Source organism: Streptomyces sp. NPDC006326 (genome assembly GCF_040612915.1).
In the GTDB taxonomy this organism is placed as follows: Bacteria; Actinomycetota; Actinomycetes; order Streptomycetales; family Streptomycetaceae; genus Streptomyces.
Genome location: NZ_JBEXRC010000043.1, coordinates 1 through 17,718, shown reverse-complemented (window position 1 = coordinate 17,718; position 17,718 = coordinate 1). Strand labels below are relative to the sequence as shown.

Below are 17,718 nucleotides of genomic sequence, written 5' to 3'. Positions count from 1 at the left end.
GCGTACGGGTGCGTGCGGGTACGCGCGCCCCGGAGTGGGGGAGGAGGGGAGGACCGCCTGCGGCGGCGAGGGAGCGGCGGTCCCGCCCGGCGGCGCGGGACCGCCGGCCGGGCCGCCCCGGCGCCTACCGGTGGGCGCGCTGGGCGTCGACGATCTGTCGCACGGAGCCGTCGACGTCCGCCCGCGCCTGGACCCGTTCGGCGAACCCGGGGAACTGCCCCGCAATGGCGCTGAGCAGCCGCAGCTCCAGCGGTGCGACATTGATCTCGCAGCGATCGCGGCGAACGGCCCGTAGGACGCCGTCGGCCACCTGACCGGGCGATACGGTCCTGATGCCGCTCGGCAGAGCGGCACCCGTGGCCGCGAACATCCCCGCGTCGCGGACGAAACCGGGCTGCACGAGGGACACCCCCACGCCCGTGCCCTTGAGCTCCTGGCGCAGGGCGAAGGCGAATCCGCGCAGCCCGAACTTCGTGGCGTTGTAGAGGGAGGTCGACTTGGTCGCCGCCTTGCCGGAGATCGAACCGACCAGCACGATGTGCCCGCGGCCGCGGGCCGCCATGTGCGCGGCGAGGAGCCGCGACAGCAGGACGGGCGCGCGCAGGTTGACGTCGAGGGCGCGGTCGAGCTGCTCCTCGCTGTAGTCCAGGAGGTCACCGCTGGCGGGGAGGGCGGCGTTCGCGACGAGGACGTCCGTTTCGGTGCAGGTTTCGGCGAGGCGGACGACGTCGGACCGGACGGCCAGGTCGGCGACGACCGTGCGTGCTCCGCAGAGGACCGCGGTGGCCTTGAGGGCCTCCTCCCGGCGCCCGGTGACGGTGAGGCGGGCCCCCTGCTCCGTCAGGCGCGCCGCGAGGGCGGCGCCGATGCCTCCGGTGGCCCCGGTGAGCAGAACGTTCGATCCGGATATGTCCACGATGACTCCTGTGTAGCCGCCCTCTACTGTTCGTTCGAACGAACAGTAGAGATCACCCCGCGCCGTGTCCACACCCTGGGCGCCCCAACTCCCGTGCACCACAGCGCCGGTCAGGGCAGCCGGATGGGGCACAATGTCGACATGCCCCATGCTTCCGAGACCCGCCAGAGCATCATCGACGCCGTACTGCGGATCATCGGGCAAGACGGCATCGCCGCCCTCACCAACCGGCGGATCGCCAAGGAAGCCGGAGTCTCCCTCGGTTCCGTCACCTACCATTTCGCCACCCAGCACGAGCTGCTGCGCGAGAGCCTGCTGCACTTCGTGGCCGAGGAGACCCGGCACTTCACGGCACTCGCCGACGCGTGCTCCGACGAGCAGTTCGACATCGGGCAGGCGGCCGAGGTGGTGACGCGCGTCGCGGGCGGCAACGCCTTCGACAGCCGCCACATCGCGCCGTTCGAGCTGTACGTCCAGGCCGGCCGCGATGAACGGCTGCGCACCGCCGCGGCCGAGTGTTTCGCCGCCTACGACCTGCTGGCCACCCGGGTCCTGACGCACCTCGGCATGCCGGACCCCGAGCGCCTGGCGGGCGTGGCCGTCGCCCTGGTCTTCGGCCAGCAACTGCGCCGTCTGGCCACCGGCGCCCCCGCCGAGGACCTCGTCGACACCCTGCTGATCCTCACGAACTTCACGCCGGCGCAGTCGTCCTAGACCTCGGACCCGGGCAGCGTGCGGGCGGCCGACGGCCCGGTCCGCTGTCCGGCCTCCGTGACGTCGGTCTGCCGTGCGGTCCGGCGGCGGTCCCCGGTCCCGCGGCTCAACTCCCGTTGTCGCCGCGCACGTTACTCGTCCAATCCCTTGCCGTACCGACCCGTTTGACGAATGATGCTCTGAGCCTGCTACCCGGCGGTAGCCATGGTGCCGTATGTCCCCGCCCCCACGCGCTCGGAGGCCCGCTGTGCGGACGAAGCGTCACATCCGGAGATCGCTCGTAGTCGTCGGTGCCGCCCTCACGCTCGTCGTCGGCATCCCACAGGTCGCGTTCGCGGCTCCGCCTCCTTCCCTGCCCTCCCACGCCGACCCGATGGAACTCGCCTTCCAGCCGGCCTACGACTACGACACCGACGGCTGCTACCCCACGCCCGCCATAGGCCCGAACGGAGAGCTGAACGGCGGCCTCAAGCCCACCGGGGCCCTCAACGGCAACTGCCGGGACGCCTCGGACCTCGACAACACCAACGGCTACTCCCGGGCGAAGTGCAACAACGGCTGGTGTGCCGTGATCTACGCCCTGTACTTCGAGAAGGACCAGGCCATCCCCGGCATCAGCCTCGGCGGCCACCGCCACGACTGGGAACACGTGGTGGTGTGGATCCAGAACAACGAGGCGAAGTACGTCGCCACCTCCGCCCACGGGGACTTCGTCGTCCACACCCGCGACCAGATCCGCTGGGACGGAACCCACCCCAAGATCGTCTACCACAAGGACGGGCTCGGTACGCACTGCTTCCGCGCCGCCAACACCAACGACGAGCCCCCGGAGAACCACAAGCAGACCTGGCAGTTCCCCGCCCTCGTCGGCTGGAACGGCTACCCCGCGGACCTGCGTGACAAGCTCAGCCAGGCCGACTTCGGCAGCGCACACTTCGGCCTCAAGGAAGCCTCCTTCCCGTCACACCTGGCCGAGGCCAAACCGGCCGGCATCCCCTTCGACCCGTACCAGTAGCCGCACCCCGGAGTCGCCGCGTCAGCTACCGGGGAGCTGCTCCTGCAGCCAGTCGAAGACGACGCCGCAGTGCTGCTGCGGGGCCATCGGTGAGCAGTGCAGCTGCGCGCCGGTGGCCGCGGTGAGCTTCAGCAGGTCCCTGTGGGGAGCCTTCAGCTTGTCGAACATCCGACGCGGCTGGCCGGGATAGAACTGCTCGTCGTCGTAGTCGAGGACCAGCGTGGGCACCCTGATGCGGCCGACGACGTCCGTGATGTCCATCGATTCGATGAGGCTGGCGGGGGTCCAGAAGTCGGTGAACGTCTTGCCCTTGCGGGCGTCGAGCATCGCCGGGACGGAGAAGGGCTCGATACGCTTCCTGATCGTCGCGGCCGCGTCCGGAGGCAGCTCGGGAACGACCTCCTTGTTCCAGACGGCGTTCGTCTTCTCCTTGTCGGGGGTGACGATCTCCCGCAGTTCGGGAGGGAAGCCGAGCCATGGCGACAAGCAGCCGGGCATCGCCACCAGAGCGGCGATCCTGTTCTCGAAGGCCGCGGCCCGGGGCGCCAGGTACCCGCCCATGCTCAGCCCGGTCAAGGCGATCCTGTCCGTGTCCACGTCCGGGCGGGCGACCAGCCAGTCGACGAGCGGCGTCACGACGGTTTCCCAACGCGGTGTGAAGACCACTCGGTCGACGAAGAGCAACTGCCCCTGTCCCGGACCGTCGTACACCAGGGCGTTCCAGCCCCGCGCCAGGGCGGCCGAGACGCCGTACGTCCACATGTCGACGTCCTGCCCGTCGCTGCCGTTCGTGAGGATCACGGTGGGGCGCCGCTCGCCCGAGGTGTCCGGCCGGAACAGCCACACCGGCAGCGGCGTCTTCCCGTACGGGACCTTCGCCGTCACCGGCGGCGGGTCGCACAGTCCGCAGAACTTGTCCCAGGCACCGCGCCCGGCCCTGTACAGCTGCTCCTCCCTGGCCGGGTCGTCGGAGCCCAGGACGAAGAACAGTGCCTGACCGTAGTACTGCGCGGCCCGCAGGGCACGCAAGCGCGTGGTCTCCCGGTCGGGCGCCAGGCCCTGGGGCGGCCCCATGAGCTGATCGCCGAGTCGCGCGAAGGTGTCGGTGTACGTCTGGGCCGAGAGGCCGGCCTTGTTGATCGCGTTCACGGCGGTGAGCACCTCGCCCACCTCGGCGGCGCCGAATGCGGTCCCGCCGAGCGCCAAGAGCGCGTTGAAATTGAAGGCCGGATCCTTGAAGAGGGTCATCACGCCGGGCGTGGCTCCGCCCGCGGGGGCGGAGGCCGACTTCGAGGGAGCACGCGCGGGCGCGTTGGCGGGCGAAGCCCCCGACCGCGTGCATCCGGCGGCCAGCACGGCACCGCCGACGAGCCCGGCGAGCGTCGTACGACGGGTGGGGCCGGAGGCGGGTTCGCTCGGTGCGTACGTCATGGCAGCCGAACGTAGGAGCCGAACCTGCGGTCTTCCTGTGCGCGACACCCGCTGTTCCCCCGAATGGCGCTCACGGCGTGTCCGGCGTCAGCACGAGCTGTGCGCCCCCGTACTCCGCCGGCAGCGTGCCGCGCAGGGGTGCGGGGACGGTCCGCAGGGGGCTCGGCAGCCCCGGCCGGCCACGGGCGGTGCGCCGCACTCACAGGAGGGGCCGCTGACGGGCCCTGCGACGCAGCCGCAGGGGCAGGACCAGCCAGCACGCGCCGAACCACAGCATGACGACCCCCACGACCAGCTCGGCGATGAGGCCCCGAAGGACGACATGGAGCACCAGGAGCAGGGTGCAGCCGATGGTCAGCGCCATCATGACCATGCCGCACACCATCAGCCGGCCCGCGGCTTCGACGACCTCGCGTTTGAGACGCAGGCCGGAGACGAACCGGTGGATCGAGACGGGGGCTATGAGCGCCGCGGCCGAGGAGGCGCCCAGCACCGTCGTCAGCACGTACAGCGCACGGTCCCCCGGTCCCAGGTCCTTGAAGGCGGGGGTGAAGGCAAGGCTGAGCAAGAAGCCGAGGAGGATCTGGACGCCGGTCTGCGCGACCCTCGTCTCCTGCAGGATCTCGTGCCACCGGCGGTTGACGCGGTCCCGGGGGCTCTCGGGCGGGCCGTGGTCCTCAAGCGTCGCGACCCCCTCTTCGACGGGTGGCCGCCCACCCGGCAACGGATGCTCGGTCATGGTCATGGGTGCCCTCCTCAGGAGGCGTCCTTCGCTGCGCCGCGCTGCTGCTTCCTCCCACTTCACCCACAGCTGCGGGCGGGCGCCAGCCGACCGCCCGGATGGAGTACACGAGGACGGCCCCGCGCACGCCTCTGCGAGGCACCCCCTGATCAGCCGGGCCCGCACGACGCGTCGGCACCGACCCGTCACGCCTTCTCACGTCCCTGTGCAATCTGAAACCGCGGCCCAATGCACGCAGTGCAGGGCGAAGCCGTCTCCGCTGCCGGCCTGGGGATACGGTGCGGTACCAGCGGCCCACAGATGCAAGACGAATGGGGAGATCACATGTTCAGGCTCGTACCGAAGCTCGCTGTGCCCGTGCTCGTGGCGGGAGGTGTTCTCCTCGGAGCCGTACCGGCGAGCGCAGCGCCCCAAGCTCCGGCTGCCGGGACGGCGGTCACGGCGTCTGACCATCAGGAGTCGCTCGCCGAGCTGTGGCAGAACTACGTGATCTACAAGAACCTGGCGGACCGCGCACAGAAGGCCGGTCGTGTCGCCGATGCACGGGTGTATCGGGCCATGTCCGATGAGTTCCGGCGCAAGTACAACGTGCTGAAGAACTGCGAGACTCAGCTTCACTGCTGAGTCGTACCGTCACGCACGTCGGCGAGCAGCTGCGGATCCAGCCGGACCTCAAAGGAGCTGGTCCGGCTGCGCCGCGCGCTCACGGGTGCCCATATCGGCTCGGGCCGACCGGAGCGCCACACCACCCGGGTTCACACGGCGCACGCCGACTGGTGTTCATCGTGCCCCCGCGGTCGGTGAGTTGACCACCAGTCTGCTCGGAAGAGGCCTGACGGAGGCAGCGTCGCGGGTCATGGATGCCGTATGACAGGTGTCATGCGGCTCGGGACGATGCGCCCGCGGTCGCTCCCGCAGGGGCCGGGCGCACCGGGCTCGCCGTCAAGGCCGCCGGCCCCGTCCCCGCCCGGCAACACCGCGGGCCCGGATCGACAGGGGCGGGGTCGTGCCGGCTGCCGCGAGCCGGTGGCGTACGGCCATGACGACCACCGCCGTGGCGAGGACCGCCACCCCGCCGCATCGCAGGATCGCGTCGTAAGCCTCCTCGGGCGGCCTCTGCGGCGTCATCGCCGAGATCGCCGCCGCCGTGCCGGCCAGGGCGATCGCGCCCAGCGTGACCAGGAACGTCAGGAGTACCCCCGATGCTTCGCCCGCCCTGGCCGGAGCGACGACCTGCTGGGTCGCCACGCTGGAGAACGTCCAGCCCAACCCCAGGCCCAGGCCGCACCACGCGAACACCGGCACGTACAGCCACCAGGCGGTGACCTGCGTCAGCGCGTACATCCCCGTGCCGGCCACCGCCCCGGCCAGCGCCATCACCGCGGTCGGTGGCATGCGTCGGCCCAGCCGTGCCCCGAGCGGCCCGCTGAGTGCCACCAGCAGGGCCGGCGCCAGGAAGGCCGTGCCCGCCTGGAGTGGTGAGAGCCCCCGTACGCCCTGGAGGTAGAGGGTGGCGAGGAAGACGGTGACGCTGTAGCACATGTTCGAGAGCGATCCCATCCCGGTCACCAGGACATACGGGACGTTACGGAACAGCCGCAGGTCGATCAGCGGGTGCCGGGCCAGCCGCTCCCGTACCAGGAACATCCCTCCGGTCACCACGGCCACCGCGAAGCAGACCAGGGTGGGAGCGCCCGCCCAGCCCCAGGCGTCCGCGCGCTCCACGGCCACCGTGAGGCCGGCCAGCGAACAGACGATGAGGGTGCAGCCGAGGAGGTCGAGCTCGCGCGGCGCCGACATGTCGCGCGAGTCGGGGACGTACGCGAGAGCTGCGAGCAACGAAACCAGGCTCAGCGGCGCCATCAGCCAGAAGATCCAGCGCCAGCCGGGCCCGTCGGTGAACCCTCCGCCGACGAAGGGCCCGAGCGCGGTCCCGATGTTGGCGACGCCGAATACGGCGCCCAGGGCCCTTGCGCGCATCTGTTCGGGAAAGGCGTTGGTGATCACTGACACGGACACCGGGAAGACGAACGCCGCTCCCACGCCCTGCGCGATCCGGGCCACCACCAGCACCCCGAGGCCGGAAGCCAGCGCGCAGCCCAGGGATCCTGCCGTGAACAGGGTGCTCCCGGCCAGCAGGGTGCCTCGCCGCCCGAAAACGTCCCCCACGCGACCGCCGATGATGAAGAAGCAACCGAGGGCCAGCATGTACGCGGACAGGGTCCACTGCGCGGCCGAAACAGTGGCGCCGAACTCCGCCGCGATGCCGGGAACGGCGAGGTTGAGGGCGAAGAAGTCGAGCTGAATGCAGAACAGCGCGACGGCGACCGCGACGAAGGCTCCCTTCCGCGCCGCCGCCGTAGATTCAGCGGGCATGAGGGCGTTCCTCTCAGCTGACGCCGTCGGACACCGCGGAAAGGCTCCACGCATGCCCCTCATCCGATTGTGGAGCGGCCCGCCACGGTGCGCAGCCCGGTGGCCGCGTCGCCAGGAAGGCCACCGGCCCGCCAGGAAGGCCACCGGCCGCGCCGCCGGGGGGCCCGGCGCCCCGACCGAAGGCCCGGGCCGTCGATCGGTGGTCCCCAGGGGTCCGCTGACCCTTACGGCCGTGGTTCAGTTCCGGCGCAGGCCCCGTCGTCCCCGCGGCCAGGCCGGCCGCCGCCGCGACATGCGTGACCGGCGTCCGGAAGGGGCCGTCGGGGCCAGCCCGAACATCACGGCGATGTGCGCTCCTCCCAGCGGGCTGTGGGAGACCCGCATCGAACCGCCCGTGGCGGTCGCAGCCCGTTGGGCGATGTCGAGCCCCAGCCCGGTGGAACCGCTGCTGCTCCCGCGGGCCAGCGCCCGGTCCGGGTCGGGGATGCCCGGGCCGCCGTCCTCCACCACGAGCTCCACGGCCTGGGCCGTGCGTACGAGGTGGACGGCGAACGGCGTCCCCGGCGCCGTGTGGCGGAAGACGTTCCCGATGAGGGCGTCCACCACGGCGGCGATGTCGTCCTCGGACAGCGCGACCGTCGTACGCTCCTGGGTCAGGCCGAGAGAACAGGACCGGTTCTGCTGCTCCGCCAGGACCGACCAGAAGGTGGTGCGGCGACGGACCACGTCGGCCGCCTCGCAGCGGGGGCCGGCCGCCGCCGCGACGACGGCGGGCGAAGCCGCGGACGGATCCCCGCCCAGTACGCTCCCGCCCAACAGGCCCTGGCCCATCGGACCCACGGCGAGCGGCGTGCGCGCCGCGGCGATGATGGCCTGGAGTTCCGCCTCCAGCTCACCGACCGCCGCCTCGACCCTGGCCGACTCGGGGGTGCCGACCATGCGTTCCGAGGCCAGGTGCAGGGCGGTCAGAGGGGTGCGCAGCCGGTGGGACAGGTCGGCGACGAGTTCGCGTTCCACGGCGAGCAGCTCGGTCATCCGCTGTGCCATCGCGTTGAAGGCGAGGCCCGCGTCGCGCAGTTCCGCGGGGCCCATCGGCTCCACCCGGGTGTCCAGGTCGCCCTGGCCCAGGGTGCGGGAGGCCTGCGCGAGACGCTTCGAGGACCGGACGACCTTCGCGCCGAGGCGGTCGGCGACCAGCACGGAACCGCCGATCAGCCCCACGGCGAGGAACAGCATCACCGCCCAGGACTCCTTGACGCCGTGCGTCAGTTCCTCCTCGGGGACGAAGTTCTCGACGACGGCCACCCGGTCGCCGGGCAGCACCACCGGCTGCAGGCATATCCACCCGGCCGGGATCTCCTGGGAGATGGACTCCCGCTTGCGCTCGGCCCGTTCGAGCAGGGCTTTGGGGGCCTTGGAGTTGCCGAGGGGGCGCGAGTCCGGCAGATGGACGACCAGACGATCGGCCGCGTCCAGGCTGGCGGTCGACTCACGCAACGCGGACGGGTCCGTGGTCAGGGTCAGGACCGGCGCCAGGGCGGCGGCGCGCTGTTCGGCCGCGGTGACGGCCTGCTCCTTGACGAGCGACATCACCAGGGCGGCCAGCGGTATGAGGAAGGAGAGGGCGACCATGGAGGTCACGGCGAGCGCCACTCCGGCCAGTGAGCGTCTCAACGCGGTGCCACCAGCTTGATGCCGACGCCGCGGACGGTGAACAGGTAGCGCGGGGCCGCCGCGCGTTCGCCCAGCTTGCGCCGCAAGGACGACAGGTGCACGTCGACGGTCTGGTCGTCCACGTAGGGCTCGCGCCAGACCTCGCTCAACAGCTGCCGTTTGGAGACGACGTGGCCGCTGTGGTGGGCGAGGAAGGCCAGCAGGTCGAACTCCCGGCGGGTCAGGCGCAGCTCCCGCCCGGCCAGGTGGGCCGTGCGGGCGCCCGGGTCCACCGCCAGCTCGCCCACCAGCGTGGGGCGGAGCGGATCGGCGGCGGGGGCCGGGGGAGCGCCCGCCGGGCCGGCGGCGGGAAGCCGGCCGGTCCGCCGCAGTACGGCGGAGAGGCGTGCGATGAGCTGTCCCCCGGAGAAGGGTTTGACCAGGTAGTCGTCGGCGCCCGCGTTGAGGACGTTGATGATCTCGGCCTCGTCGTCCCGGGCGGTGGCCACCAGCACGGGGACGGAGGATATGCCCCGGATCATGCGGAGTGCGTCCCCTCCGTCCAGATCGGGCAGGCCGAGGTCGAGCACCACGGCGTCGACGGGTGTCTGGGTGATCTCGCGCAGGGCGCCGAACCCGTCGCCCGTGCTGCGGACGGCATACCCGTGCTCGGCCAGGACCTCGATCAGTGACTGGCGGATGCTGGGGTCGTCTTCCACGACCAGGACGCTCGGCATGGGGACACCTTAGGGGCTCGGCCGGCGGAGCCGGCAGGCGGCGGACCCGGGACCGGCCCGCCGCCGCGTCCTCCGCTCAGGAGGCGTCAAAGGTCGGACCGTGGCCGGTGACGCGCAGGCGTACGGGACGGTCGGAGACGGGGATGGTGCAACCGTCCTGGGCGCTGCAGCTGGCATAGCCGAGCAGCACCGTGGCCTCGCCGTTGCCGTCGGCGCGGACCGGCAGCGTCGTCGTGACCGGGCCGTCCGGGTAGACCGGGACCGGGGCGTCGACACCGGGTACGGCGAGGGACCGTACCGGCGCGGCGGCCGCCAGCCTGCCCTGCGCCTTCAGGGCCCCGGAGACGGCCACGGAGGTAGGTCTGCCCACGCCCTCGACACCGGTGGGCGGCAGCTCGGTGCTGTAGAGGTGGAAGCCCGCGCGTTCGGGGGTGAAGACGGCGGTGAGGGTGCCCGACGAGGCGTGCCAGTCGGACACGGAGAGCGTCACGGTGACCCCGTTCTCGGTGAACCGCGCCGTGCGGGCGGGGGCCGCCGGGCTCTCCGCGGTCGGCGGGCCGCATGCCGCGAGGGCGGCCACGCAGACGAGCGCGGCGACGGTGCGGGCCGTCCGGGCCCGCCTCGGGTACGGGAAAGGGTTCATGGGTGCCTCTGCGTCGTGGATCAGGGGATTGGCGATACGGGATACGCGATATGGGGGCGTTTGGTGAGCTTCGGGGAGTACGGCGGTCCCGTCCCTAGAGGGCCGTGGTGAAGTCGGCGCTCCACAACTGCAGCCGGTACACCAGGTCGTTCCACACACCGGCGGCCAGCAGCACTCCGACGAGTACGAGCAGACCACCGCCGGTCCGCAGAACCCACGGGTAGTGGCGCTTGACCAGGCCGAAGGTGCCCAGGGCCCGGCGGAAGGCCAGCGCGGCCAGGACGAATGGCATGCCCAGCCCGAAGCAGTAGGAGGCCATCAGCAGGGCCCCTCGCGTCGCACTCGCCTCGCTCCAGGCGAGCGCCTGGACGGCCGCCAGGGTCGGCCCGATGCACGGGGTCCAGCCGACCGCGAACACCGCCCCCAGCAACGGCGCCCCGGCCAGCCCGAGTGCGGGCCGCCGATGACTGCGGAACTCCCGCTGCGCGAAGCCCGGCAGGAACCCCATGAAGGACAGCCCCATGAGCACGGTGACGGCGCCGAGCACACGGGTGACCGTCTCCTGGTGGGCCATCAGGGTACGGCCGAAGAAACCGAACAGGGCGCCTCCGGAGACCAGCACCGCCGTGAAGCCCAGGACGAACAGCAGCGCACCGGCCGCCATGCGGCCCCTGTGCCCGCCGCGCGCATCGGTCAGGTCGGCGACCGACAGGCTGGTCACATAGCTGAGGTAGCCGGGCACGAGCGGCAGTACGCACGGCGAGAGGAAGGAGACGAGACCGGCGGCGAAGGCCACGGGGGCCGCGACGAGGAGCGTCCCGGACACCAGGGACGGGGCGTCCGCGGCGGCGACCGCCCAGTGCGCGGCCGTCGTCATGGCGTCTCCTCGGCCACGCGCGTGAGCAGCGGCCGCAACTGGTCACCGGTGACGGCGCCTCCGATGGCGGCGGCGACGCGTCCGCGCCGGTCGATCACGAGCGTCGAGGGGATTGCCTGCGGGTTGAGCAGGGCGGCCGGGAAGCGCAGCAGCAGTCGCCCGTCGGGGTCGTGGATGCTGGGGAAGTCCAGAGCGTGGGAGCGGACGAAGGACCGGGCGGCCGCGCGGTCGCGGTCCCGGGTGTTGATCCCGAGGAACCGCACTCCCGCGGGCCGGGTCTCCGCGCTGAGCCGCGCAAGCTCGTCGGCCTCCGCCCGGCAGGGGCCGCACCAGGAGCCCCACACGTTGATCACGACGACCTGGCCCCGCAGCGCGGCCAGGCTCACCGGCTGCCCGTCCAGGTCGTCACCGGCCAGCTCGGGTGCGTCGGGCCGGGCGGCGGCGTCCAGGACCTCGGCCTCGCCTGCGGCCCGTACCGCGGCCGTCCGGGCCGCCGCCGTATGGCCTTCCGGAGTTCCGGCGCCGGCGTCGGAATCCGTACCCGCGCCCACGCCGGCGGCGTAGAGGCAGCCGGCCACCGCCACGGCCCCGGCAGCGGCCAGGGCGATCGCGGACGCCCACGCGCGGGCCGGGCGCCGGGGTGCCGGTGGTCTCACGATGCCCACTGGCGCAGGAAGGCGTTGATGCCGTCCGAGGTCAGGGACGGATTGCCCGTGACATGGGTGTCGGTGCGTATCGTGCCGGACGGGGAGACGACGACCAGCACGGGCATCGTGTAGGTGCCGCCCGAGGGGCTGTACTTGCGCAGCAGCGCGGAGTTCGCGGAGCTGTTGCCGCCGATGTCGATCTTGACCAGGTGGTACGAGGCCCCGAGGGCGGAAGCGGTCTGCGGCTGGGCGAACACCTTGTCGGCGGCCTTGCAATTGCCGCACCAGTTCGCCCCGAAGTCGAGCAGCACCATCCGGCCGTCGCTCTTGGCCGCGCGCAGCGCCGCGTCGACCTGCTTCTGCGCGTCGGCCGAACTGTCGTAGCCGGGACCGGGTACGGCGGCCGGGTCGGCTGCGGACGACGTACGGGTCGGCTTCGCGGGCGTCCGCGTGGCGGCGGCGGAGCCGGCCTTGGCCGTCGGGGAACCGGCCTGGGCGGACGCGGACGCGGAGGCGGAGGCAGAGGCGGAGGCGGACGGTGACGCCTCGGCTGATGCGGCGACGGACGACGCAGCGGAGGGCAGGGCCTGCGCGGACCGTTCTGCGGTGGACGGCACGGCGGCTCCGACCGACTGGGTGGCGGGCCCGCAGGCGGCGGTCAGCCCTGCCGCGACCACCGCCGCGGCGACCAGCGGCAGCCGCATCCCCGCGGGCGCAGTGAAGCGGGACGGCGCCGTACGGTGGTCGGCGCGGACGGGTCGGAGCATGCGAGAACTCATGGCGGATGCACTCCTGGGCTCTGTGCGGACTGCGGGAACGGCGAAGACGCCTCCCGGCACGGTGAAACCGGCGGCGCGGCGGTTCGCCAGGGGTTGTCACACCCTGGCGCCGAAGGCCGTTCGGCTGACGCGAGCATAGGACCGCCCGGGGCCTCCGGAACCGTCTCGGCGTGATCTTGAGGTTGCCCTAAGGAACAGCTCACCTTCCGCTTCGCCGGAAGACGGTCCACGAGGGAACAGAGGGAGGTGAAGGGGGCGGAAAGGACCATCGGGCGGGACGGGCACGGATCGCCCGGAACGCCGAGCGGGCACGACGGCTGCGGGACGCCGAGCGGGCGCGGCCGGTCCCGGGACGGCCGGTCCTCGGGACGACCGTGGACCTCGGAGCGGCCTCAGGATCTCAGGGCGAACTCAGGGCGAACTCAGGGCAACTCAGGGCGAACTCGGGCCTCGGAGCGGCCTCCGGAGCTCAGAGCAGCCCCGGGACCTCACAGCGACGTCTCGCGGACGCTGGCCTTCGCCGCCGGATCGACGGTCGCCGTGATGACCGAGCGGTGGCCGTCGCTGGTGAAGGTGACCGTGAGGGTGTCGTCCGCGGTCTGCGCGGTGGTGGCACTGAAGCCGCGGTTCGGGATCGCGGAGATCAGGCACACGCCCCGACTCCCGTACCGGACCGTGGCCTTGCCGCCCTGCGAGGGAACGGTGTGCAGGCCCGCTCCGCCCTCCTCGCAGTCCACGGCGGTCTTCGGCGCGGCAGTCCGGGGGCTGCCGGACGCCGCCTTGGCGGGGGTGGGGGCGGCGGTGGCCGACGGCTGCGCCGCCGTGGGAGAGGTGCTCGCGGACACGGACGGGGACGGCGCGCTCGGTGAGGGGCTCTCGCTCGCCTGCCACGCCGGCGGCGTCTCGATGACCATCGGGGCGGACCGGGCGACCGGGGGAGTGTGCCGGGTCGTGCCGACCACGAACTGGACCGTGGCGAGCACGGCGGTCACGCTGGCGGCCGTGCACGACAGCCATATGAGCAGGTAACGCGGAATCCGAGGCACCGCCCCATAGTGGCCGACGCCCAGGGCGACCCGTCATCCGGGCCGGTGAACGCCGACGTCCTCCGCACCCGCGTACGGGTCGGAGGACGTGGAGCCGCGCGGCAGCGGGTGGCAGCCCGTGCGCTCGGGGTTCAGGTGCGCATGCCAGGGCCGCCTACCTCGGGGTGCCGAAGTCCTGCGTCCACCACGGGCCGCCGTCACCCTTGTGGACGCCGATGCCGATCTCCTTGAAGGCGCAGTTGAGAATGTTGGCCCGGTGTCCGGGGCTGTTCATCCAGGACTGCATGACCGCTTCGGCGTCGGCCTGGCCGCGGGCTATGTTCTCGCCCAGACGGGACCAGCCGTACCCGGCGGCCTCGACGCGGGTGGTCATGGTGGAACCGTCGGGACCGGTGTGGGACATGACGCCGCTGCGGGCCATGGTGTCGCTGTATGCCCGCGCGGCCGCGGTCAGCGCGGAGTCCGAAGCCAGCGGGCCGCACCCGGCCGAGGCCCGCTCCTTGTTGACGAGGGCCAGGACCGCCGCTTCGGTGCTGCTGTCGGCGGTGCCCGGGCCCCCGGACCCGCCGCCCCCCTTCCCGGTGGGCTTGCGCGTGGGCTGGTCGGGCGTCTGCGGCTCCGGCTTCGCGGGAGTGCTGCTCCCGGCCGCCGAGGGTTCCGCAGGGGTGGGGGATCCGGCCGGACCCGTACCGGCGGTCACGGAGGGGCTCGGGCTCGCGGTGGCCGAGGCGTCGGGGGAGGCCGGCGCAGGGGTCGCCGTACCCGCCGGGCCGTCGGTACCCGCCCCTGCCGACTTGGACAGGGCACCCGCGGCGCCGTCGGCCCGCGCGTCCCGGTGGCCGTCACCGTCGGAGTCGGCCACCGCGACCCCGACCGCCACCGCCGCGGCTGCGGCGGTGACCGACAGCACGATGCGCGTACGCACCGTCTTCCTCCGCCGTGCCTCGATGCGGGAGGGGACAACGGGAGTTCGGCTGCGGCTCATGCCGGAAACACCTCACAAGACGGGGAATGCAGGGGAGTTGCTCCGAGCTTAGGTCGCTGACCAGCGAATTCGACGCCCTGGAGGAGTTCTTCAGACTCCCTTAAGGAAGCCCGCAGGACCACCTCAGACACCGCTCGGCCCGCTCCGCTCGGGTGTCCGCAATGCCCGGGTTCGGTCGGCTCGGGACCTGCGTGCCGCAGTACCGCGACGCGGCCGGTCAGCAGCGCGCCGGCCGCAGCCGTGGCAGTAGGCCGGCCAACGCCGCGCGTCCCCGATGCCGGGCACGGTTACGGCTACGGTCGGCGGCATGGACGGTGATCGCGGACGTTGGCGACAGTGCTTCCTCAGCGGGGTGGTGTTCGCCGTGTGCATGGCAGGCACCACCCTGCCCACCCCCCTCTACGGCCTGTTCCAGGAGAAGTTCGGATTCTCCGAACTCCAGGTGACGGTCGTGTACGCCGTGTACGCCTTCGGGGTCATGGCGGTCCTGCTCCTGGCGGGCAACGCCTCCGACATCGTGGGAAGGCGGCCCGTGCTGCTCACGGGCCTCGCACTCGCGGCGGCGAGCGCGGTCTGCTTCCTGTGCGCCACCGGACTGGGCTGGCTGTACGCGGGCCGACTACTCTCGGGCCTGTCCGCGGGCCTGTTCACCGGGGCCGCCACCGCGTACGTCATCGAACTGGCGCCGCCGGGCGGCACCTCCCGCGCCACCTCCCGCGCCACCTTCGTGGCGACGGCCGCCAACATGGGCGGGCTCGGCTGCGGTCCGCTGCTCGCCGGCGTGCTCGCGCAGTACGCGCCCTGGCCGCTGCACCTGCCGTTCGCCACCCACCTCGTCCTGGTGGCCGGCTCAACCGCCGTCCTGCTGCGCCTGCCCGAGACCGTGCGCGAGCGGCAGGCGCTCAGGACGGTACGGCCGCAGCGGCCCGCTCTGCCCGCATCGGTCCGGCAGGTGTTCGTGCCCGCGGCAACCGCCTCCTTCGTGGGATTCGCCCTCTTCGGCGTGTTTACGTCGGTCAGCCCGGCCTTCCTCGTGCAGTCCCTGGGGGTGCACAACCGGGCCGTGAGCGGACTGATCGTTGCGCTCGCCTTCTTCGCGTCGACCGCCGGACAACTGGCCGTGGGGCGTATCGGCGTAGCCCGGTCCCTACCGCTGGGCTGCGCCTCGCTCCTCGCCGGGCTGCTGCTGCTCGCGGGCGCCCTGTACTGGAACCTGCTGCCGCTGGTGGTCCTCAGTGCACTGGTGGGCGGCAGCGGTCAGGGACTCGCGTTCCGCGGGGCGCTCTCCGCGGTGGCCGGAGCATCTCCGGCCGACCGGCGCGCGGCGGTCATCTCGATGCTGTTCGTGGTGGCCTACGCGGGCATCTCGGTACCGGTGATCGGCGTGGGCGTCCTCGCGGGCCCCCTCGGCCTGGAGGGCGCGGGAATGGTGTTCCTCGCCTGCATGACCGTCCTGGTCTCGACCGCGGCCGTCTATCTGCTCCGCCGCCCCGCCCACCTCCGACGGACGCCCGGGAGCTGATGGCGTACAGCCGGCCGGGAAGGGTAGGCGCAGCCCAGCAGCCGCTCCACAGCAGCGGGAGGAGCCATGGCCCGACGAGTCCACGAGGTGATGACCGGCAAGCCGGTGACCGTCGAGAAGCTGACCTCACTGGTCGAGGCCGCGCGGGTGATGCGGGACGCCGACATCGGGGACGTCCTGGTCGTCGACGGGGGTCGGTTGTGCGGCATCCTGACCGACCGGGACCTCGTCATTCGCGCCATGGCCGAGAACCGGGATCCTGCCGATACGACAGTGCAGTCGATCTGCAGCACGGAACCGATCACCATCAAGCCCGGTGACGACGTCGACCAAGCCGTCGCCCTCATGCGTCGACACGCGCTACGGCGCCTGCCCGTACAGACCGAGGACGGCGAACTCGTCGGCGTCGTCACCCTGGGCGACCTCGAAGTGGAACGCGATCCGGGGTCGGCTCTCGCAGCCATCGCTGCCGCAGAGCCCGACACCTGAGGGTCGCCGGGGGAGGGCGAGGCCGTCGGTTCCGCCGTTCCTTCCGCCGTTCCTCGCGCGCTTCCCGGCGGCGCGGCCGACGGAACGACCACACACCCCTCCTGCCGGATTCACCGGTGTTCGGGTGATGCCTTCGGCGTGTACGCGCCCGTCTCGGCCCGCAGATCCCGCACGCTGCCTCGACACGCTCTCCGTCGCGCTCTCCCCGAGCCGAAGAGGTCCCAGCGACAGAGCGACAGGAGGCACCATGAGCGGAGGCGAGATGGGCAGGGCCCCCGCCGGGGAAGAACCCGCTCCCCGGGGGGAACCGGGGGCCCTGGCAGGGGAAGCTGCCGGGCCGGAAGGCCGCAGCAGTCCCCTCCACGAATTCGCCCTGACCACGATCCTGATGTTCACCATCGTCACGGCCATCCGCTGGTTACTCCACCCGGCCTCCCCGCTCGCCATCGGCAACGTTCGCCTGGCCCTCCTCCTGGTGGGCGTGCTGGCCGGAGCGCTGGTGGGCGGGCTGATCTGCTCCCCCTGGGGGCGGCGATCGGGTGCGCACATGAATCCCGCCGTCACGCTCGCGCTGTGGCTGCTGAAGGCCTTTCCCGGTCGAGGCCTGGCCGTGTACGCGGCTTCCCAGCTCAGCGGGTCGATCGCCGGGACGGCCCTCGCCCGCCTGGCCTGGGGCCCGGCGGTCGCGCGCGTCGACTACGGCGCGGTGGCTGCGGGGCCGTCATGGAGCGGCTGGGCCGTCTTCGCCACCGAGGGCGGCTCCCTGGTCGTGATCACCCTGCTGATCGGCTTCTTCCTCGTACGCCCCGCCCATGAGCGGTGGTTTCCCTGGGCGCTGGCGGTGCTCATCGGTGCGATCGTGGCCGTCCTGGGCCCGCTCAGCGGCGGCGCGGCCAATCCTGCCCGCCAGTTCGGCCCCGCACTGCTGTCCGGGACCACCGCCAACCTGTGGATCTACGTCGCGGCCCCCGTAGCCGGCGCCGTCCTGGGAGCCGCCGTCCACCACCTGCTCCTGCGGAGCCGCCGGTTCGCTCGCCCTGGCTGACGGGGTGGTGCGGAAAGCGGCGTTCGAGGCGCCGGTTTCCTTCGGTTCGCGTTGATTGTGGCCGCGCACACACCCCATTTCGTGTAGCGAATGGCTGCATA

General features: G+C 72.3%; 18 protein-coding genes. 6 read left to right on the top strand and 12 right to left on the bottom strand.

The genetic code is table 11. The annotated features are described in order from the left end of the window. Nucleotides 1-124: 124 nt before the first annotated feature. Nucleotides 125-916 carry an SDR family NAD(P)-dependent oxidoreductase gene (locus ABZ128_RS27555; protein WP_356851607.1) on the bottom strand — a complete coding sequence of 264 codons (792 nt, stop codon included), beginning with the start codon at nucleotides 914-916 and terminating at the stop codon, nucleotides 125-127. A 141-nt stretch (nucleotides 917-1,057) separates the two neighbouring features. Between ABZ128_RS27555 and ABZ128_RS27550 the strand changes: the two genes are divergently transcribed. Both ABZ128_RS27550 and ABZ128_RS27545 read left to right on the top strand, forming a co-directional pair. Then, nucleotides 1,058-1,630, top strand: a complete 573-nt coding sequence (locus tag ABZ128_RS27550) for a TetR family transcriptional regulator (protein ID WP_356851606.1) — start codon at nucleotides 1,058-1,060, stop codon at nucleotides 1,628-1,630. A 247-nt stretch (nucleotides 1,631-1,877) separates the two neighbouring features. Then, nucleotides 1,878-2,645: an NPP1 family protein gene (locus ABZ128_RS27545; RefSeq protein ID WP_356851604.1), complete on the top strand. Its 768-nt coding sequence runs from the start codon at nucleotides 1,878-1,880 to the stop codon at nucleotides 2,643-2,645. A gap of 21 nt (nucleotides 2,646-2,666) precedes the next feature. Here ABZ128_RS27545 and ABZ128_RS27540 read toward each other — a convergent pair whose 3' ends face one another. Continuing rightward, nucleotides 2,667-4,076, bottom strand: a complete 1,410-nt coding sequence (locus tag ABZ128_RS27540) for an alpha/beta fold hydrolase (RefSeq protein ID WP_356851603.1) — start codon at nucleotides 4,074-4,076, stop codon at nucleotides 2,667-2,669. Between the two features lie 199 nt (nucleotides 4,077-4,275). Then, on the bottom strand, nucleotides 4,276-4,815 hold the full coding sequence (locus ABZ128_RS27535) for a DUF6328 family protein (protein ID WP_356851690.1): 540 nt from the start codon (nucleotides 4,813-4,815) through the stop codon (nucleotides 4,276-4,278). 327 nt (nucleotides 4,816-5,142) lie between these two features. Here ABZ128_RS27535 and ABZ128_RS27530 point away from each other — a divergent pair, with 327 nt between their 5' ends. Next, the gene (locus ABZ128_RS27530; RefSeq protein ID WP_356851602.1) at nucleotides 5,143-5,442 is read left to right on the top strand and encodes a hypothetical protein; all 300 of its coding nucleotides are present in this window, start codon (nucleotides 5,143-5,145) and stop codon (nucleotides 5,440-5,442) included. A gap of 318 nt (nucleotides 5,443-5,760) precedes the next feature. Here the strand turns inward: ABZ128_RS27530 and ABZ128_RS27525 are convergent, their stop codons facing one another. From ABZ128_RS27525 to ABZ128_RS27485, 9 genes are all read right to left on the bottom strand, one after another. Continuing rightward, nucleotides 5,761-7,194, bottom strand: coding sequence for an MFS transporter (locus tag ABZ128_RS27525; protein WP_356851601.1), 1,434 nt, complete (start codon nucleotides 7,192-7,194; stop codon nucleotides 5,761-5,763). 237 nt (nucleotides 7,195-7,431) lie between these two features. Beyond that, nucleotides 7,432-8,868, bottom strand: a complete 1,437-nt coding sequence (locus ABZ128_RS27520) for a HAMP domain-containing sensor histidine kinase (RefSeq protein WP_356851599.1) — start codon at nucleotides 8,866-8,868, stop codon at nucleotides 7,432-7,434. Further along, nucleotides 8,865-9,584 carry a response regulator transcription factor gene (locus ABZ128_RS27515; protein WP_356851598.1) on the bottom strand — a complete coding sequence of 240 codons (720 nt, stop codon included), beginning with the start codon at nucleotides 9,582-9,584 and terminating at the stop codon, nucleotides 8,865-8,867. The genes ABZ128_RS27520 and ABZ128_RS27515 overlap by 4 nt, the downstream gene beginning before the upstream one ends. A gap of 76 nt (nucleotides 9,585-9,660) precedes the next feature. Beyond that, the gene (locus ABZ128_RS27510; protein WP_356851596.1) at nucleotides 9,661-10,227 is read right to left on the bottom strand and encodes a hypothetical protein; all 567 of its coding nucleotides are present in this window, start codon (nucleotides 10,225-10,227) and stop codon (nucleotides 9,661-9,663) included. Between the two features lie 94 nt (nucleotides 10,228-10,321). Then, complete coding sequence (locus ABZ128_RS27505) at nucleotides 10,322-11,104, bottom strand: cytochrome c biogenesis protein CcdA (protein ID WP_356851595.1); 783 nt, start codon at nucleotides 11,102-11,104, stop codon at nucleotides 10,322-10,324. Continuing rightward, nucleotides 11,101-11,760: a TlpA disulfide reductase family protein gene (locus ABZ128_RS27500; RefSeq protein WP_356851594.1), complete on the bottom strand. Its 660-nt coding sequence runs from the start codon at nucleotides 11,758-11,760 to the stop codon at nucleotides 11,101-11,103. Before ABZ128_RS27500 ends, ABZ128_RS27505 begins: the two co-directional genes overlap by 4 nt. Continuing rightward, nucleotides 11,757-12,530: a thioredoxin family protein gene (locus ABZ128_RS27495; RefSeq protein ID WP_356851592.1), complete on the bottom strand. Its 774-nt coding sequence runs from the start codon at nucleotides 12,528-12,530 to the stop codon at nucleotides 11,757-11,759. The genes ABZ128_RS27500 and ABZ128_RS27495 overlap by 4 nt, the downstream gene beginning before the upstream one ends. A gap of 488 nt (nucleotides 12,531-13,018) precedes the next feature. Further along, nucleotides 13,019-13,576: a hypothetical protein gene (locus ABZ128_RS27490; RefSeq protein ID WP_356851590.1), complete on the bottom strand. Its 558-nt coding sequence runs from the start codon at nucleotides 13,574-13,576 to the stop codon at nucleotides 13,019-13,021. Nucleotides 13,577-13,730: 154 nt separating this feature from the next. After that, the gene (locus tag ABZ128_RS27485) at nucleotides 13,731-14,501 is read right to left on the bottom strand and encodes a CAP domain-containing protein (RefSeq protein WP_356851588.1); all 771 of its coding nucleotides are present in this window, start codon (nucleotides 14,499-14,501) and stop codon (nucleotides 13,731-13,733) included. Nucleotides 14,502-14,868: 367 nt separating this feature from the next. On the opposite strand from ABZ128_RS27485, the gene ABZ128_RS27480 reads away from it, so the two are divergent. The 3 genes from ABZ128_RS27480 (at nucleotide 14,869) to ABZ128_RS27470 (ending at nucleotide 17,617) form a co-directional block, all read left to right on the top strand. Further along, nucleotides 14,869-16,083 carry an MFS transporter gene (locus ABZ128_RS27480; protein ID WP_356851587.1) on the top strand — a complete coding sequence of 405 codons (1,215 nt, stop codon included), beginning with the start codon at nucleotides 14,869-14,871 and terminating at the stop codon, nucleotides 16,081-16,083. A gap of 66 nt (nucleotides 16,084-16,149) precedes the next feature. Further along, nucleotides 16,150-16,572, top strand: coding sequence for a CBS domain-containing protein (locus ABZ128_RS27475; protein ID WP_356851585.1), 423 nt, complete (start codon nucleotides 16,150-16,152; stop codon nucleotides 16,570-16,572). A 247-nt stretch (nucleotides 16,573-16,819) separates the two neighbouring features. Continuing rightward, nucleotides 16,820-17,617, top strand: a complete 798-nt coding sequence (locus ABZ128_RS27470) for an aquaporin (protein WP_356851584.1) — start codon at nucleotides 16,820-16,822, stop codon at nucleotides 17,615-17,617. The last annotated feature ends 101 nt before the right edge of the window (nucleotides 17,618-17,718 follow it).

Bases quoted from the DNA above. Each gene is read 5' to 3' on its own strand.
- ABZ128_RS27550 (WP_356851606.1), top strand. From the start codon at position 1,058: ATGCCCCATGCTTCCGAGACCCGCCAGAGCATCATCGACGCCGTACTG.
- ABZ128_RS27540 (WP_356851603.1), bottom strand. From the start codon at position 4,076: ATGACGTACGCACCGAGCGAACCCGCCTCCGGCCCCACCCGTCGTACG.
- ABZ128_RS27535 (WP_356851690.1), bottom strand. From the start codon at position 4,815: ATGACCGAGCATCCGTTGCCGGGTGGGCGGCCACCCGTCGAAGAGGGG.
- ABZ128_RS27530 (WP_356851602.1), top strand. From the start codon at position 5,143: ATGTTCAGGCTCGTACCGAAGCTCGCTGTGCCCGTGCTCGTGGCGGGA.
- ABZ128_RS27525 (WP_356851601.1), bottom strand. From the start codon at position 7,194: ATGCCCGCTGAATCTACGGCGGCGGCGCGGAAGGGAGCCTTCGTCGCG.
- ABZ128_RS27515 (WP_356851598.1), bottom strand. From the start codon at position 9,584: ATGCCGAGCGTCCTGGTCGTGGAAGACGACCCCAGCATCCGCCAGTCA.
- ABZ128_RS27510 (WP_356851596.1), bottom strand. From the start codon at position 10,227: ATGAACCCTTTCCCGTACCCGAGGCGGGCCCGGACGGCCCGCACCGTC.
- ABZ128_RS27505 (WP_356851595.1), bottom strand. From the start codon at position 11,104: ATGACGACGGCCGCGCACTGGGCGGTCGCCGCCGCGGACGCCCCGTCC.
- ABZ128_RS27495 (WP_356851592.1), bottom strand. From the start codon at position 12,530: ATGAGTTCTCGCATGCTCCGACCCGTCCGCGCCGACCACCGTACGGCG.
- ABZ128_RS27480 (WP_356851587.1), top strand. From the start codon at position 14,869: ATGGACGGTGATCGCGGACGTTGGCGACAGTGCTTCCTCAGCGGGGTG.
- ABZ128_RS27475 (WP_356851585.1), top strand. From the start codon at position 16,150: ATGGCCCGACGAGTCCACGAGGTGATGACCGGCAAGCCGGTGACCGTC.
- ABZ128_RS27470 (WP_356851584.1), top strand. From the start codon at position 16,820: ATGAGCGGAGGCGAGATGGGCAGGGCCCCCGCCGGGGAAGAACCCGCT.